Raw genomic sequence first — 17217 nt, 5'->3', positions numbered from 1 at the left:
TAGAGTTATTTAATACGACAAAATAGCAAAAAACTATTGTCAAACCGATGAATACAGCGTATTTTAATTTTCATACAGATACTTTTTGATGAAATCAAGATGTTAAAGCAACCTTTAATCTCAAACGCATATTATTACTTCTGGCAGTTTAGATAATTGCCTGAACGCGTTCGGGCATGAAAAAGGTTGCCCACCAAGTTTATACCTGATCGGCAACCCTGATCAGGTTTTTTTATGTCTTGATTTTTATAATATTTTGGAGAAATCTCATGTTTACAGTAAAAAATTCATATTTTAGCAACGGTTATTGGTTTTACTTTAGTCAGTCTATGTCTAAAGCCTTGAAGTCCCAAAGTCCCATAACGCTCAGATAAAAGATCGGACTGTTTGTGTACACAGTCCAAAGGAATAGAACCAATGAATGCGCTAAATACAGCTTTACAACAAACTCAAAATTCAGAAATTCAACAGAAATCTACGCAGTCGAAAGAAATACTTTTGAGCTTGCCTCATCAACTGAAACAACAATTACCTTTATCTGCTCAATCAGCGGAACAAATTGCTGCACATCGTGTAACGATTCAAAATATTTTGACGGGTCAAGATCCGCGTCTAATGATTATTACAGGCCCATGTTCAATTCATGATCCAATTGCTGCTTTGGAATATGCCGAAAAATTAAAACAATTACAGACACAAGTTTCAGATCAAATTTTTCTTGTGATGCGCGCATACATTGAGAAACCACGAACTACAGTGGGCTGGAAAGGTTATATGTATGACCCAAGTTTAGATGGCTCATCTAATATGCAGTTGGGCTTAGAAAAATCACGTGAGCTGTACTTACAAATTATTGAAATGGGTTTGCCAATTGCCTCTGAAATTTTAAGCCCAATGGCGACAGGTTATTTTGATGACCTATTGGCGTGGGGTGCAATCGGTGCGCGTACCAGCGAATCACAAATTCATCGTGAAATCTCGAGTCATATGCCATACAGCATCGGTTTCAAAAACGGTACAGATGGCTCAATCCAAATTGCTCTAGATGCTATTCAATCTGCTTCGCATCCACACCAGTTTTTAGGTATGAGTCAAACTGGCTTACCGTGTGTTTTAGAATCTGTTGGCAACCCGCAAGCACATTTGATTTTACGTGGCTCCAATACAGGTCCAAATTATAGTTTGGCTGAAATAGACAAAATTCGCAGTAAAGTAAAAGGCGATTTACCAGCTTTAGTGATCGATTGTAGTCATGGTAATAGCCATAAAGACCCAATGAAGCAACCTGAAGTATTACGCACAATTGTTGCGGAGCGTGAGCATACCCAAGTGCGTGGTGTGATGTTGGAAAGTCATTTAGTGGATGGTAATCAAAAAATTAGTTGTGACATGACTTATGGTCAATCTGTAACAGATGGATGCTTAGGTTGGGACAAAACCATTGATTTGATTCAACAGGTTGCGAATGAACTTCGTGCATCACAAATCAAACGTAGTGCTTAACAATCCAGAGCATACTCAGTCTGAATTGATTTAGCCCAAAGCCTTAGAACATTGATTGTTCTAAGGCTTTTATTTTGAAATTTACTTTATTGTTTACTGCGATATAAAAATTGAAAAACGGCATATTTCCTAGAATATATACTGATAATTCAGTATTTTATGTTTGAGTGAATCACACTTTTTATGCACAATAATATCTAAGCCCAATACAGCGCCTGAAATAATGACAATCTGTGCTTGGGTGTTTGAAATTTTATATTGGGCAAGTTGATGTACACTGCTGAATTGCTGGAAGAAGCACGCCGTTTTATGTTCCACATGTTAACCAAAGTGGTTGAATATGGGGGTTCTGATTTATTTATTACGGCAGATTTTCCACCAAGTATTAAACATCAAGGCATGATGAAACCCTTTGGGCAGCAAGAACTTGATGCTGAGAAAACAAAGCTTTTCGCCTATAGTTTGATGAATGAGAAGCAGCGCAAAGAGTTTGAAACAGAACTAGAATGTAACTTTGCGATTAGTGTGCCAAACGTTTCGCGTTTTCGTGTCAATGTATTTCAGCAACAGTTACATGTGGGTATGGTCATTCGTACCATTACGGCAGAAATTCCAAATTTTGAAAAGCTTAAATTACCGGCTTCGCTTAAGCACGTGATTATGGAAAAACGTGGTTTAGTTTTAGTGGTTGGAGGTACAGGTTCAGGAAAATCAACCTCTTTAGCGGCGCTGATTGATTATCGAAATGAAAACAGCGCAGGGCATATCATCACTGTTGAAGACCCAGTGGAATATGTGCATAAGCATAAAAAATCAATGATTACGCATCGTGAAGTCGGTGTAGACAGTCATTCGTGGCATAACGCTTTAAAAAATACCTTGCGACAAGCACCAGACGTGATTTTAATTGGTGAAATTCGTGACACCGAGACTATGGAACATGCAATTGCCTTTGCTGAAACAGGACATTTATGTTTAGGTACGCTACATTCAAATAACGCCAATCAAACCCTAGATCGAATCATTAACTTCTTCCCAGAAGAGCGAAGAAATCAATTGCTTATGGATTTATCGAGCAATATGAAAGCGATTGTTTCTCAGCGATTAATCCGGACTGAAGATGGTAAAGGACGCCGTGCAGCCGTTGAAATTATGTTAAATACGCCGCTCATTTCAGATTTGATTTTGAAAGGTGAGTTTCATGAACTAAAAGCGATCATGGCAAAATCTCGTGAACTTGGGATGCAAACTTTCGACCAAGCTTTATTTGATTTATATAATGACGGCGCTATTTCTTATGAAGAAGCTTTAAGAAATGCCGATTCAACTAATGAATTACGTTTGCAAATTAAACTTAAAAGTTCACGTGCAAATGGTACTTCAGCGGCTGCGCAATCTTTTAGTATGGTTGAAGAAAAGAAAGAAGAACCTGAAAGTACCGAAGCTTCGGAAGAAATATAAGCTGGATATTTATGCAAATATTATATAAGGCAATTTAGCCATCTTATTGAAATAAAAAAATCAGCCTGAGGGCTGATTTTTTAGATATTATAAATATTTACAGACCAGCTTCGTATTGTTCGCTGGTCAATAAAGCATCTACATCAGCCATATTGTCTGGTTTAATTTTATAAATCCAACCTTTGCTATAAGGTGCATCATTTACAAAATCAGGATCATCTTCAAGGTCCGGATTGACTTCAACAACCACACCAGAAACTGGAGCATGAATATCAGAAGCAGTTTTTACCGACTCAACCACACCCGCTTGTTCGCCAGCTGTGATATGTTGACCCACATCTGGTGCTTCAACATAAACTAAATCACCCAATGCGTCTTGTGCATGATCAGAAATGCCTGTAACAACAAGGTCACCTTCAATTCGCACCCATTCATGTGTACTTGCGTACTTTAAATCTGAAGGATGATTCATTGATAACTCCTTAAATCCATTAAATTCATTTTTGGCATGAGTTATACATGCTTTTTACGTAAAACAAAAGACTTATAAGTACGGATCTTTACGCCAATTGCTTGGGCTACGACCACTCCAGCGTTTAAATGCACGGCTGAAATTGGCAACATCGCTATAGCCCAATTCATCAGCAATTTGCTCTAAGGTAAAGTCAGTCCGTGATAGAAGCGAAGTAGCATGGCGGTAGCGAACTTCGTCGACCAAAGTTGAAAATGAAGTCCCTTCAGCAGCAAGTTGGCGTTTAAGGGTTCGATCGGACATGTGTAGCCGTTCAGCAACGCTCTCAATACTTAAATAGTGCTGCTCGGAGTTGGTTAAAATGTCACGAACGCGCATGGCAATACGGTGACGTTCGCCCAAAGCGGAGAGTTCAGCTTCACATTGATTAATCGCGATTTGACTGGCAATCGGGTCTGCATGGACCAATTTATTGGTTAAATATTGCTTATCAAAACTGAGTAAAAGGTGTGGCTGATCAAATCTAAATTGGTGCCGTGGATATTTGGCAATAAACCGCTCAAAACCTTCAGGTTGAGGGAAATCAAAATCAATTTCACCAGCAGAATAATCCACACCGGTAATTGCTTTGCCCATGCTGATCATGCCAAAAATTAAGGCAATCGAAATCTCAGTACGTAAAGGCTCAATCGTAACGTCTGTTTGTAGTTGAACAGTCGCTTTGGTTCCAAAAGTCGAGAAAAAAAGCTGTAAAAAGGGCATGCGTAGCTGAATAAAACGGTTTGCCAAGACTAAGGCATCGGTTATGTCCTTCGCCGTCATGATGGCATAGCCAATAAAACCATGAATAGAGATGCGCATTTGGTTGCCCAAATGAAAACCTAAAGTGGGCTCACCGGTTAATCGTAGTGCGTGCTCTACCAATTGATTGGCGATGGGTGTTGGAATACGGAAATCTGGTTCAGCCAATTGTTCGCTGTTTAATCCGAATGGACTAAATAATGTTTCTGCAGTGTAGCCCCATCGAGAGACCACATCTAAAAGGAGCAATCCATACACTCCGGGAATACCCTGATCCTGACGGGAATTAATTGTTTTCATAGCGTTCCGTTGCAATGCGGGTTTTTCTTCTGTTCAAGGTTATATTGGCATGATTCCGTGTTGTATCCCACAAAAATTGTTGGACAAACTGACTAGGCTCAACTATTTATAGCGGCCTACCTTAGCGTTGTAAAGTAGGCCGTTAAGGATTAATTCGGTTTAAAATCTTTGGAAAAGACCACAATTTTGGTCGTAGACATATAAAGAACGTCATTGTGCTGATTGAGCGCTTGCGTAACATAGGTCACAATGCCGCGGTCTGTCTTACTTTTCGACGGAGTAATTGCAGATATTTCAACTTCTACACGAATTTTATCTCCCGGACGTGTTGGGCATGGCCAACGCAGACTTGACTCAGAGCCAATTAAGCCATAAGCCACAGGGAAACATTCAGTCCATAAGCGCATCGTTACAGCAGCGGTATGCCAACCACTTGCCGCTAATCCTTGAAAGATCGGGTGCTGTTGGGCTTTGACTTCATCTGTATGAAATTCCTGAGGATCATAAGCGTTGGCAAATTGCTTGATTTCTTCAACAGTCATTTCATATTCACGACTGCTAAAGTGATCACCAACTTTAAGGTCTTCCAGATACAGCATTTTCATCTTCCTTTGATTTTACTTTATGTTGTTCTATTAAAAATCCACCGGTTTGACGCTGCCACAAGTGTGCATAAATACCATTCAAAGCAACAAGCTCTTCGTGGGTGCCTTGCTCAGCAATACGTCCTTGATCCAAGACAATCAAGCGATCCATTTGCGCAATTGTTGACAGTCGATGCGCAATGGCAATCACAGTTTTGCCTTGCATCAAATCATCTAAACTCGATTGAATCGCGGCTTCGACTTCTGAATCGAGCGCACTTGTGGCTTCATCTAAAATTAAAATCGGTGCGTCTTTTAAAAATACCCGAGCAATCGCAATACGTTGACGCTGACCGCCAGATAATTTTACGCCACGTTCACCGACAAATGCGTCATAACCACGTTGACCACGTAAGTCGATCAATTGAGGAATGAATTCATCAGCTTTCGCTTTACGCACTGCATCATACATTTCTTCATCTGTTGCATTCGGGCGACCATATTTAATATTTTCTTCGACCGTACGATGCAATAACGAGGTGTCTTGAGTCACCAAAGCAATATTTTTTCTTAAGCTATCTTGGGTAATATCTTCTATATTTTGGCCATCAATCGAAATACGACCATGGTTGATATCATAAAAGTGGAGTAAAAGTTGAATTAGTGTTGATTTTCCGGCACCCGAACGCCCGACAATACCAATTTTTTCACCTGGTCGAATAGTTAAATTAAATTGATCGATGACATTTTTATCATTATAAGCAAAACTGACGTCCTCAAATTTAATTTCGCCTTGCGGTACTTTTAAGTCGGTTGCATCAGCTTTGTCTTGAATATGAATTGGGCGGCCCATGGTTTTCATCCCATCTTGAATGGTCCCGACATTTTCAAATAGGGCAGATGTTTGCCACATCATAAACTCGGAAATACTACTGAGTTTTAAAATCATGGCGGTCGCTGCTGCAATGACCCCAAGCTCAGCTTGACCATCCATCCAGAGCCAAACGGCTGTTCCAAGTACGCCACCATATAAAACAATGATCAGCAAATTCGTCGCGATGTTGTATTTTGCAGCAAGTCGCATTTGCTTATACACCGTCACCATAAATTCTTTCATTGAGGCTTTGGCATATTGGCTTTCACGGCCTGCATGGGCAAACAATTTCACCGTTTGAATATTGGTGTAGGCATCGGTGACACGACCAGTCATTACTGCGCGTGCATTGGCTTGTTCATTTGAAATTTTGCTTAATTTGGGGATGAAATAGCATGCAGAACCAATAAATAAAGCCAGCCAAAGTAATAATGGAACAATCAACAGTGGCGATATAGCACCTAAAATCACGGTGATCGAAATCAGGTAAATGAAGACATAGGCCAACATGTCACCAAGAATAATCCAAAACTCACGTACAGCCAGTGAAGTTTGCATGACTTTGGCAGATAAACGACCTGCAAAGTCGTTGTGGAAGAAATCTAAACTTTGTTTCAGTAATAAGTTATGAAATCTCCAACGTAGGCGCATTGGAAAGGTACTGTATAAAATCTGATGTTTAATAATAGTTTGAAGGCAAGAAAAGAAGATATTTGCCAATAAAATAAAGCTTAAAATGGTCAGATTGGTCTGGTGCTGCTGTAAAAAGGTTTCAGGTTGAGACTTACTGATCCAATTGACTAATTCACCAATTTTGGCATAAAGCAGTGCTTCAAAACTCGCTACACCAGCTGTACAGAATACCAATAACAAGAGGTATTTTTTTACACCCGTTGCAGCTTGCCATACAAAGGGGAAAAATTTTGTTGGCAATGGTTTATTCAAGTCCTGTTCAGGATAAGCGTCAACTAAGTTTTCAAACCATTTAAGCATGCAGATAACCTGAGAATTTTACTGTAATTAATCTTTCTTTCTTCCGCTCTGAGTGTAATGGATTCGCTGGTTTTTCTCCATTTTGATTTGTTTATTTATTAAAAAGCTTGGCTGCAAAAATTCATAAAATTAAAATGTACAACCCGATTACGACCTTGGCGTTTTGCTTCATATAAAGCAATATCGGCTTGTTTAATTAACTGATCGAGTTTGGCGTGGTCAGGGTCAATTTTGGAAACACCAATGGAGATCGAAAATTTCACCAATTGACCATCCATATGAAACTGATGTTGCTCCATTTTATGTCTTAACCGTTCAGCAATTTTTAATGCATCTTCTGGGACGGTAAAAGGCAAAAGTACAATAAATTCTTCACCCCCGAAACGCGCCAACATATCGTAAAACCGCATTTCTTTACGCGCAATTTCAGCAATTTGGCATAGCACTTGGTCGCCGACATCATGTCCGTATTGATCATTAATCGCTTTAAAATGATCGACATCAAAAATCAAAAGACTGGTACAGACCGTCATTGGGGTTTCTTGGATTTTTTTATTGGCAGCATGTACAAATTGGCGACGATTGCTTAACTGGGTTAATTCATCCGTATGGGCAATTTTGCGCAGGGTATGAAAGTTCCAGTCATCTAGCAGCGCTCTTAGAAACGTTTTACGAGAGTTGAGCGTAGAGTTCCAGCAGATATACATACTGAACAGCAGCACAGGAACGTACACCAATAAAAATATTGTAAAATCACCAAAATCATTAATGCGCCATGCGCCAAAAAGGATCGCTGCCGTGATCATGGCTGAGGTCATAATCGAAGGGCGAAAATGCACATGAATACTTAAATTACCCAATACGATCAAAATAATGGCGGCATATTGATAGCTATGAACCAGTTCATTTTTCGACTGAAGTAATATCTCAAACCAGAGGATTGCAGAAAGGCAAGTCGCTAGTGGTAATATTAAATCGAGCAATTTAATCTGTTTGATATATTTAAACAGAACATAGTTCAGGCTAAATGCAGCAATAATAGCAATGATACGAATCACACCTGAAAGCATTTCTACGTCTGGCAGCACATAGCGATCTGCCCAAAAATAGATTAAAAATGCCAATTGAGCGAAATAGTTGACCTGCTTTAAATAGTCTTTCTGGTTGTAGTACAAAAATTTGTAATAAGCATTTTTAAACTGTGCCGGGATACGTGCAATCGGGTCGGATAAAGCACGCTCAATACGGACACGATTCTCTAAGTCACATGCTTCTGCCTGTATGAGCGTATGTTTGGCAGAAGTGCGATTCATCGATTCTATGAGTAATTGTGATTCGTTTTTAACTGATTTCCGAGAAGGTTGATTGGGGCCTTCCATGATCAAGCTCCTATTTTAGAAGCGTTTTTATGCAACTGTTAACAAATAGTATCTAAAAATGTCTACATTTGTATAGTATTTGTTCTGGTTTTTTTAACTATTTTAGCTGTTTCGGATGAATTATATGTTTAAGGAAATATTGCTCTGGGCATTTATCTGGTTCGCTCTCATTCCTTGCAACGCATGATCAATAATCATTTGTGATAGTTGAGTAGGTTTTAAACGAAAGTCCCATATATATTCAACAGCCATTGTGACTTTTTTAATTTACAGAATTTCTACTTCGAATATACATGGGAAGACGAACGTTTAGGCCTTAGATTTTATCGGCATTTGGTTGGATGAGGGCTTTAAAATCGGCACTAGAAGGGGCTTGATAGATTTTAAGTCCAAACTCAGGTGTGATTGCGATCAGATGGTCAAAGATATCCGATAGAATCGCTTCATAATCTTTCCATGCAATGGTTTTACTAAAAGCATAAATCTCTAAAGGAATGCCTTCACTCGTGGGTTGTAACTGACGCACCAAAATCGTTTGGTGTTGGGCAATGCCTGAATGCTGTTGTAAGTAGAATTCTACATAGGCACGAAAGGTCCCAAGATTGGTTAAACGGCGCTGATTATATTGCGACTGATTTGAAAGTTGCTGATTAAACTGAGCAAGCTCTTCATGTTTATGGTCAAGATATTGATCTAATAATAAAAATTCTTTGAGTTTATTTTGCTCATCCTGAGTCATGAAATGAATAGAGCTTTGATCGATATAAAGTGAGCGTTTGATGCGGCGTACACCGGACTGTGCCATACCACGCCAGTTTTTAAAGGTGTCTGTCACCAGTTTATTGGTTGGAATCGTGGTAAAGGTCTTATCAAAGTTCTGTACAGTAATGGTATGTAATGACATATCAATGACATCGCCATCCGCATTGAGCGAGGGCATTTCAATCCAGTCACCAATTCGCACCATATCATAAGAAGAAATTTGTACCGAAGCGACCAGTGACAAAATGGTATTTTGGAAGACCAACATCAGTACAGCCGCCATAGCACCGAAGCCTGCGAGTAATGTAAATACATCTTTTTTCAGAAAAGTACCTAAGATCATTAGACCACAAACCAAAAAGATGATCAATTTGACCAACTGCAAATAGCCTTTAATTGGTTTGTTTCTAGATTTTGGATTACGTTGATAAATCAGATTAAAAATATTTAGTAATTCAGAAATGGCTAAAGCAATGGTCAGGAAGATAAAGGCCTGACAAGCCATTTGAACGATTGAGATAAACTTCACAGATAAATGCGGGACTGTGGTTATACCATTTAAGATCACAATTGCTGGAACAATGTTGGCAAAGCGTTTTATCACACTATGTTCTGACAAAATTTGACTGTGGCTAAAGGCCATTTTAGACACGAGCTTACGAATACCACGTACCACAATTTGCTTGGCGATAAAATTTGCGATAATGGCAAAAATAATAATAAGACTGAGCGAAGTCAGCATTTCTAGCCACGGATATTGATCTGACCAGTCTTGAATATTCTTAATGAACTGAAATTTTTCCAAAATCATTCTACTCTTATTGATGTAAATGAAAGGGTTAATGATCAAACTATTGTAATTGTGGTGATTATATAAGCAATTTTATACTCGTAAAATTTACGGAGTTACGACATGTATAGTCCATAATGTTACTTATTGGGTGTTAAGGAATGATTTTTTGAAGATATAACCGATATTTATGGACTGAAAAAGATTAATGTTGATAAAAAAAAGCCCCCGAATCGGGAGCTTCATTGGCGATTTGAAGTGCTTACCACATTAAATCATCAGGAATCACATATGCTGCATACGGATCTTCTTCATCCGTGGTTTGTTCATTGACTTCAGAATTATTCACAATAATAAAGCCTTCCATTTTTGCATTAATACGGTCGGCTAATTCTTTTGGTAGAAAAGCATAGTTGCTATTTTCACGTGCAATAACAAGACTACCCGCAACAAGGGCATTATAAATTTGCTGATTGATATAAAGCTTTTTGATCTTTGCATCATCGATAAATTGATAGGTCGATTCGCCATCGGTATCACGGATTTTATGCTGATTAATCATTTGCATGATGGCAGCTTTTAATTCTTTTTCTTGCAAAACTACTTTACGATCTTGCTCTAAAGCATGATCTTTGGCCATTTTCTGCTGCTGATCTTGCTCAATTTTCGCCTTGATTTCAGCATCTTTACTTTCACCGGTACGTTTTTCATGTACGGCTTGTTTAGACAATTTTTTTGCCTTTTTATTATCGACCAGACCTGCTTTAAGCAGTTGCGCCTGTAATGCATTTTTAACCATAGTACGTTCCAACTAATCGTGTATATGTCGATAATGAAAATAGATGATCCAATATACTGCGCTCATGACTAAACTGAGTGCGGCAGGAATCAGGAATGCGTTTAATTTTAAATAAGGATAAAGCCAACTGGCAAGTATGCCACCGACGATAAATCCCGCTAAAATTAATAAATGTAAGACCACACGTTTAGACTCAACCGAAAGTCCACGAGCTTTATAACCCAAAGCCAAACCTAAGTCCGTCAAAACACCAGAGAGGTGTGTGGTACGAATAATGGTGCCTTTATAGTGGCTGACCATTGCATTTTGTACACCCATCGCCACGCATGCCCAAAGCAAAGCATAACGTGGAAAATAGGGTAATAGCAGCCAACACAGGACAATAAAAAAAGCCACCAAGCTTAATGGGACGCCATAACGTCGGGTTAAGCTAAAGTGACTATTTCCAAGAATAAGCCCACTATAAAATGAGCCAATCACATAACAGAGCAAGACTAAAATCAAATAAATAATCGTAGCTGGCTGCCATGCAATGAAGGCCATGGCTAACATACTGACATTACCCGTCATGTGAGATACCGACTGGTGCAAGATCGTCACCAGCCCGAGTACATTAATCATTCCTGCATTCACTGCGAGAAAAAAAGCACCCAGTTGTATCCAAAGCGGTAAAGTTTGAAAAGGCATGGCCTCGCCTTAAAAAGTATCCAATATCAGGATATTATCTTAAACCACGGTCTACTGCAGCTGTAAATAATACGTCAGTCGAAGAGTTTAAAGCTGTTTCAGTTGAATCTTGAAGTACACTAATGACCATACCAATGGCAACAACTTGCATCGCGATATCGCTTGAAATACCAAACAGGCCACAAGCCACTGGAATAAGTAGCAATGAACCACCAGCAACACCTGAAGCACCACATGCAGAAACGGTAGCAACGACTGATAAAATCAACATGGTGCTGAAATCAACAGAAATGCCCAAAGTATGAACTGCTGCTAGAGTGAGGACTGTAATTGTGACTGATGCACCTGCCATATTGACAGTTGCACCTAAAGGAATTGCTACACTTGCAGTTGATTCGGGGACACCAAGACGCTTTGCAAGGTCAAGGTTTACAGGAATGTTTGCAGCTGAACTACGTGTAAAGAATGCAGTGATACCACTTTCGCGTAGGCATTGGAAAACCAATGGGAACGGGTTTGAGCGAGTCATAAATGCCACCATTAGTGGGTTAATGACCAAAGCTACAAAAAACATGGTACCGAGTAATACAGCAAGTAAGTGCGCATAACTAACAAGCGTTTTTAGACCTGAGTCGGCAAATGTAACAGCAACCAAACCGAAGATACCGACAGGTGCAAAGTTAATCACTAAACGGATTACTTTATTCACTGCATCAGCAGCGTCAGATAAAAAGACTTTGGTGTTCTCTGATGCATGACGAAATGCAATACCTAAGGCAACAGCCCAAGCCAAAATACCAATGAAATTTGCTTCAGAAATTGCTGTAACAGGGTTTGCGACAAAACTTAATAATAAGTTTTTCAATATTTCAGCAAGACTGCCTGGCGGCACAAGGTTTTCTGCAGCAACATCAAGAATTAATGTACTAGGGAATAAAAGGCTTGCTACTACTGAACTTAAAGCAGCAAGGAACATACCAATAGCGTACATCAACATAATCGGTTTAATGTAAGAATTACTGCTACCCACTTTGAAATTTGCAATGGATGACAGTACAAGTACAAAGACCAGTATCGGTGCTACGGATTTCAATGCCTTAATGAATAAATCACCAAGCAAACTTAAATAGGGTGCAACGCCCGGAGCCACAACAGCAACCAATACACCTAAAATAATGGCGATAATAATTCGGGTTACTAAACTCAAGCGTGTAAATGCTGAAAACATAGGAGAGCCTTGTCAGAATTACAATGACAAAATGATGAAAATTAGTGCTGTATTTTATACGAAAATATAGAATGCTTATAAAATAATTTTATTTAAAAATAAATCTTTGTTTTTTATAATCTATTTTTGTGTATTAAAATGTAAGCCTTTCAAAACTCACTGTTTATCAAATTTGGTTTGATTAAACAGTGAGCGAATACACCTTTAAATTTGGTATTCAGAACTGGCTGTAGCAAGCTCTGTCATGGCTTGATAATGGGTGAGAAAAATTTGACCACTCAAATGAGTGAGTAATTTTGAGTGCTGCAATTTATCCATGACAGGACCTTTGACTTCAGAAAAATGCAGTCGAATATCTAATTTTGATAATTCAGCATTTAACTCTTCCAACATTTCTAAGGCACTTAAGTCAATTGAACTGACGCTTGAGCAATTGATAACAACATGCTCTAGGTCAATATTTTGACTGACTTCATTGATCAGGAAACCTTTAAGCGTATTGGCATTTAAAAACGAGATATTTTCATCTATACGGAGCGAGAGTATATGTGGTGCGGTATAGACATGATGACGCTGTACATTACGGAAATGCTGTGTGCCCTCAACCAAGCCGATCACCGCAATATGTGGACGACTAATGCGCCATAACAACAGAATAAAGGTAGAAATAATGCCAATAATGAGACCCGTAGAAATATCGATACACACCACACCGAAAAAGGTCACCCACATCGCAATACCATCAGCTTTTGAATAACGCCAAGTATCCACAAAAGGTTTAAAGTCGACTAATTTCCAAATAGAAACAATAATCGTGGCCGCCAAGATCACTAAGGGCAAGTCTTGGAAAAAACCAGTGAAGTAAAGACTGACAACGATAATCAGCAATGACGACAACACGCCAGCCATCGGTGTTTTTGCACCTGCATCTGCATTAACCACTGTACGCGATAAGCTACCTGTCACAGGAAAGGCAGAGCTAACACCTGCGCTTAGATTGGCTAAACCTAGAGCGATCAACTCTTGGTTACTATTAAGTTGGCTTCGTTGTTGTAAGGCAGTAGCTTGGGCGATAGACAGTGACTCAACAAAACTGATCATGGCAATCATTGTTGCACCGGGCAGTAAGGTTTGTACCAGTTCCCAGTTCCAATGTGGAAAGCTTAAGGGTGGAAAACCTGAAGGAATTTCACCGACGGTTTTAATGCCGACATTTTGCAGGTCAAATAACATCACCGATGCAATCGAGATCACCACGAGTATCAGTGGCAGTGCTTTACTTAGAAAGGCTGTAGAGCCGAATCGGGATTGAATCGATTGAGTGGCCAATATTTTCGGCACATAGATTAAAAACAGTATGGCCAGCACACCAAAGATGAGTGAAGCAAAGTGAGTCAAACTCAGGTATTCCCACAAACTTAAAACAAACTCAGGGATGTTATTGGCTTTAAGCGGGACATCGACGAGAAACTTAAACTGACCCAGTGCAATGAGCAGTGCCGAAGCAATAATGAAGCTTTTAATGACAGGATGACTGATCAACTGAATTAAAAAACCGAAACGGAATACACCCAAAAGTAGAGAAATCAGCCCGACCATTAAGGCCAAAAGTGTCGCTGCTTCAATATAAACAGGCGAACCAACTTCAAATAGCGGATTGAGCGTGGCGAAGGTCATCATCGAAATGATTGCCACAGGGCCAATCGATAAAGTTGAGCTTCCACCAATGAGGGCGTAGACAATCATCGGTAAAATACTGGCATATAAACCCATGATTGGAGGTAAACCTGCCAGCATGGAATACGCCATACCTTGAGGGACCAACATGGCAATCACGATCAGCGAAGCAAGTACATCAGATTTAAATTTCACGGGGCTGTAGTGCTGTAACCACTGCCAAGCAGGAAATTTCTGTAAGAAATGAGGTTTTAAATCTGACATAAACTTATATAAATCACAATTTCATATATATTATGCACAAAAAGTGCTAAGAAGTCTTGTGCAATAAATTTTGACCGTTCAATATCGCTGCTTATTTACGGGATATGTAAGAAACCATCATTTTAAATGAATTAATGAAAAGTATGAGCTGATTTAAAGCTTTGGATATTCGAAATAGATATAGATATTGAAATTTTGAAGAAGTATTGCGGGTAAATTGAGGTATTGAATTGCTGCCCATTGCGATAATTCATCTATAGTGGTGCAAGAACAGCATGTCTGGCTTGAAATTTTAAAATAACTAAGTGTTATTTATAAGATTGGTTGCAATACAATTGGTAAAGAGTATTGAGAACTTGAACTAAATTTGCATCTTTAATTGAATAATAAATTTGCTTTCCATCACGACGCGTGGTCACAACATCACTTTTGCGTAACATCATCAGTTGTTGTGAGAGGGTTGGCTGTTTAATATCAGTGATTTCTTCAATCTGAGACACATTCAATTCTTGCTGTGCTAGATGACATAAAATTAGTAGACGATCCGTATTTGCCAGCGACTTTAAAACGCCCACGACTAATTCGGCAGAATCACGCATAGTAGTGATTTCCAGATCGGTATTCATTGGATATGTCCATACGATTAACAACAGCTCAAGTATACGGATATCACGGCTTAATACATTGAATAAATAAGACAATTTCTATGGTTTTTTATGAAATCAAATATCATTAATTTTTATAAGTTTAAATTTAGTTAATCAGTTAAATTTATTGCTTGATTTTAGTGCAAGCTTTCACAAAATGCACATAAATATAAGACATTAGCTTAAAAAATCATGCACACTTTGAAAATAATTGTATCATCTAAAGATCGTATTCAATAAATACACAAGGGATAAATAGTCATGACAACAGATTCAGCTTTTCCAGCAACGAGTAATTTAGGTATCGCAGTATATAGTAATAACGCTGAAGCGATTGGTAATACACCTTTAGTTCGTATTAATCGTGCGATTCAGTCAGAAGCAACGGTCTTGGCTAAAGTTGAAAGCCGTAACCCAGCATTTTCAGTGAAATGTCGTGTAGGTGCAGCTCTCATTGCAGATGCAGAAGAAAAAGGTTTATTAAAACCGGGTATGCATATTGTAGAACCTACAAGTGGTAATACAGGGATTGCTTTGGCATTTGTTGCAGCTGCGAAAGGTTATGCAATTACATTAACCATGCCAGCAAGTATGAGTATCGAACGCCGTAAGGTGTTAAAATCTTTTGGTGCAAATCTCGTATTGACTGAACCTGCTAAAGGCATGAAAGGTGCAGTCGAAGAAGCACAGCGCCTCGTTGCCGAACATCCTGAAACGTATTATTTACCACAACAGTTTGAAAACCCTGCAAACCCTAAAATTCATGAATTGACCACTGGCCCAGAAATTTGGGAAGCAACTGGTGGTAAAGTGGATATTTTAGTATCGGGTGTAGGTACAGGTGGTACGATTTCTGGCATTTCAAGTTATTTTGAAAAAGTGAAAAATCAGCCACTTTATTCTGTTGCGGTTGAACCGGCTGAATCTCCGATTATTGCCCAAGCGAAAAAAGGCGAAACACTGACTCCTGGGCCACACAAAATTCAGGGGATTGGCGCTAACTTTATTCCGGGTAACTTAGATCTAGACCTTGTTGATGAAGTGATCGGTATTGAAAGTGCTGAAGCGATCGAGTGGGCACGTAAAACGGCTACTCACGACGGTATTTTAGTGGGTATCTCTAGTGGCGCGGCAATGGCTGCGGCGGCAAAACTTGCTGCACGTCCTGAGAATGCAGGCAAAACCATTGTGGTCATTTTACCGGATGGTGGTGAACGTTACCTTTCTTCCGTTTTATTTGAAGATATTAGTGCTGACTAATAGGTCTGACATGAAAAAAAGCCCATTCATTTGAATGGGCTTTTTTATTGATGATTTTGTTATTTATACTTGTCTTAAGCCGCGTCTTGATCATCGTTTTTGGCATTTTGTTGTTTAATTTTTCGTTTAGGCGGTTCATATCCTAACTTTCGAGCGATATATTTAAACAGGAAGCCTAAGAGTATGCATATCGTGACAGCAGGGATAACCACTTGAGTGAGCCAAACATCAATATGATCTAGACTCCAACTTAAAATTAAAAATAAAAAAGCACACAAATATGCGCAGTTAAAGCAAATGTTCGACAGTTTGTACATGCGAAAGAGAGTAATTCGTTTGGTGGTCACGAATCTCTATCTTACTGAATAATGAGGAAAGGTGTAGTTTTAATATCAGAAAAATAAACTAATTGAATAATCATTATTCAATATTATTGATTATGTTTTTAAATCTTCGCAATTCTTTATACCTTAAAGAAAAGCCTTGCTGTGAGTCAGAAAAACTTGACCTTCCCATTGTGGTAAAGTTTAAGCTATAGCCTAAAACAAGCACATATGATTGGGATGTTGCCATGACAGATTCGACAGAACGCAAACTTTTTGATGGCACACTTGCTATTGAAGGGATGACCTGTGCTTCTTGTGTGGCACGGGTTGAAAAAGCCTTAAAAAAAGTCGATGGCATCACTGATGCTCAAGTGAATTTAGCCACTGAAACAGCACATGTTCAGAGTGAT

At 39.0% G+C, this 17217-nt stretch carries 14 protein-coding genes and 1 pseudogene; 4 read left to right on the top strand and 11 right to left on the bottom strand.

All coding sequences use genetic code 11. The annotated features are described in order from the left end of the window. The first annotated feature begins 417 nt into the window (after nucleotides 1-417). Both FTU77_RS04125 and FTU77_RS04120 read left to right on the top strand, forming a co-directional pair. Nucleotides 418-1503: a 3-deoxy-7-phosphoheptulonate synthase gene (locus tag FTU77_RS04125; protein ID WP_180054815.1), complete on the top strand. Its 1086-nt coding sequence runs from the start codon at nucleotides 418-420 to the stop codon at nucleotides 1501-1503. Nucleotides 1504-1773: 270 nt separating this feature from the next. Continuing rightward, nucleotides 1774-2964 (top strand): PilT/PilU family type 4a pilus ATPase, encoded by a 1191-nt coding sequence (locus FTU77_RS04120; RefSeq protein ID WP_078190956.1) that lies wholly within the window; start codon nucleotides 1774-1776, stop codon nucleotides 2962-2964. A 97-nt stretch (nucleotides 2965-3061) separates the two neighbouring features. Here FTU77_RS04120 and gcvH read toward each other — a convergent pair whose 3' ends face one another. From gcvH to FTU77_RS04065, 11 genes are all read right to left on the bottom strand, one after another. Next, nucleotides 3062-3436 (bottom strand): glycine cleavage system protein GcvH, encoded by a 375-nt coding sequence (gene gcvH / locus FTU77_RS04115; protein WP_078193810.1) that lies wholly within the window; start codon nucleotides 3434-3436, stop codon nucleotides 3062-3064. Nucleotides 3437-3508: 72 nt separating this feature from the next. Next, nucleotides 3509-4537, bottom strand: a complete 1029-nt coding sequence (locus FTU77_RS04110) for an AraC family transcriptional regulator (protein WP_078190954.1) — start codon at nucleotides 4535-4537, stop codon at nucleotides 3509-3511. Between the two features lie 149 nt (nucleotides 4538-4686). Beyond that, entirely contained in the window at nucleotides 4687-5136 is a 450-nt protein-coding gene (locus FTU77_RS04105) for a MaoC family dehydratase (protein ID WP_180054813.1), read from the bottom strand. Beyond that, a complete protein-coding gene (locus tag FTU77_RS04100; RefSeq protein WP_180054811.1) occupies nucleotides 5114-6988 on the bottom strand; it encodes an ABC transporter ATP-binding protein in 1875 nt (624 codons plus the stop codon). The genes FTU77_RS04105 and FTU77_RS04100 overlap by 23 nt, the downstream gene beginning before the upstream one ends. Before the next feature lie 98 nt (nucleotides 6989-7086). Further along, on the bottom strand, nucleotides 7087-8367 hold the full coding sequence (locus FTU77_RS04095) for a GGDEF domain-containing protein (protein WP_257220678.1): 1281 nt from the start codon (nucleotides 8365-8367) through the stop codon (nucleotides 7087-7089). Nucleotides 8368-8683: 316 nt separating this feature from the next. Further along, entirely contained in the window at nucleotides 8684-9934 is a 1251-nt protein-coding gene (locus FTU77_RS04090) for a mechanosensitive ion channel family protein (protein WP_180040356.1), read from the bottom strand. A gap of 247 nt (nucleotides 9935-10181) precedes the next feature. Next, complete coding sequence (locus FTU77_RS04085) at nucleotides 10182-10718, bottom strand: DUF2058 domain-containing protein (protein ID WP_180040346.1); 537 nt, start codon at nucleotides 10716-10718, stop codon at nucleotides 10182-10184. Nucleotides 10719-10730: 12 nt separating this feature from the next. After that, entirely contained in the window at nucleotides 10731-11405 is a 675-nt protein-coding gene (locus tag FTU77_RS04080; protein WP_180003692.1) for a YoaK family protein, read from the bottom strand. A gap of 34 nt (nucleotides 11406-11439) precedes the next feature. After that, entirely contained in the window at nucleotides 11440-12633 is a 1194-nt protein-coding gene (sstT, locus tag FTU77_RS04075) for a serine/threonine transporter SstT (protein ID WP_180054809.1), read from the bottom strand. Nucleotides 12634-12837: 204 nt separating this feature from the next. Beyond that, nucleotides 12838-14574, bottom strand: coding sequence for a SulP family inorganic anion transporter (locus tag FTU77_RS04070; RefSeq protein WP_180054807.1), 1737 nt, complete (start codon nucleotides 14572-14574; stop codon nucleotides 12838-12840). A 308-nt stretch (nucleotides 14575-14882) separates the two neighbouring features. Next, nucleotides 14883-15200 carry a helix-turn-helix transcriptional regulator gene (locus FTU77_RS04065; RefSeq protein WP_078193801.1) on the bottom strand — a complete coding sequence of 106 codons (318 nt, stop codon included), beginning with the start codon at nucleotides 15198-15200 and terminating at the stop codon, nucleotides 14883-14885. Nucleotides 15201-15482: 282 nt separating this feature from the next. Between FTU77_RS04065 and cysK the strand changes: the two genes are divergently transcribed. After that, complete coding sequence (cysK, locus tag FTU77_RS04060; protein ID WP_111884368.1) at nucleotides 15483-16481, top strand: cysteine synthase A; 999 nt, start codon at nucleotides 15483-15485, stop codon at nucleotides 16479-16481. A 571-nt stretch (nucleotides 16482-17052) separates the two neighbouring features. Continuing rightward, a pseudogene (locus FTU77_RS16140) lies at nucleotides 17053-17214 on the top strand (cation transporter); the annotation flags it as partial. Between the last annotated feature and the right edge of the window lie 3 nt (nucleotides 17215-17217).

The sequence above is a fragment of the Acinetobacter sp. YH12142 genome (genome assembly GCF_013418435.1).
Taxonomy (GTDB): domain Bacteria; phylum Pseudomonadota; class Gammaproteobacteria; order Pseudomonadales; family Moraxellaceae; genus Acinetobacter; species Acinetobacter amyesii.
The sequence above is the reverse complement of the archived record's forward strand: the minus strand, read 5'-3'. Positions and strand labels throughout refer to the sequence as shown.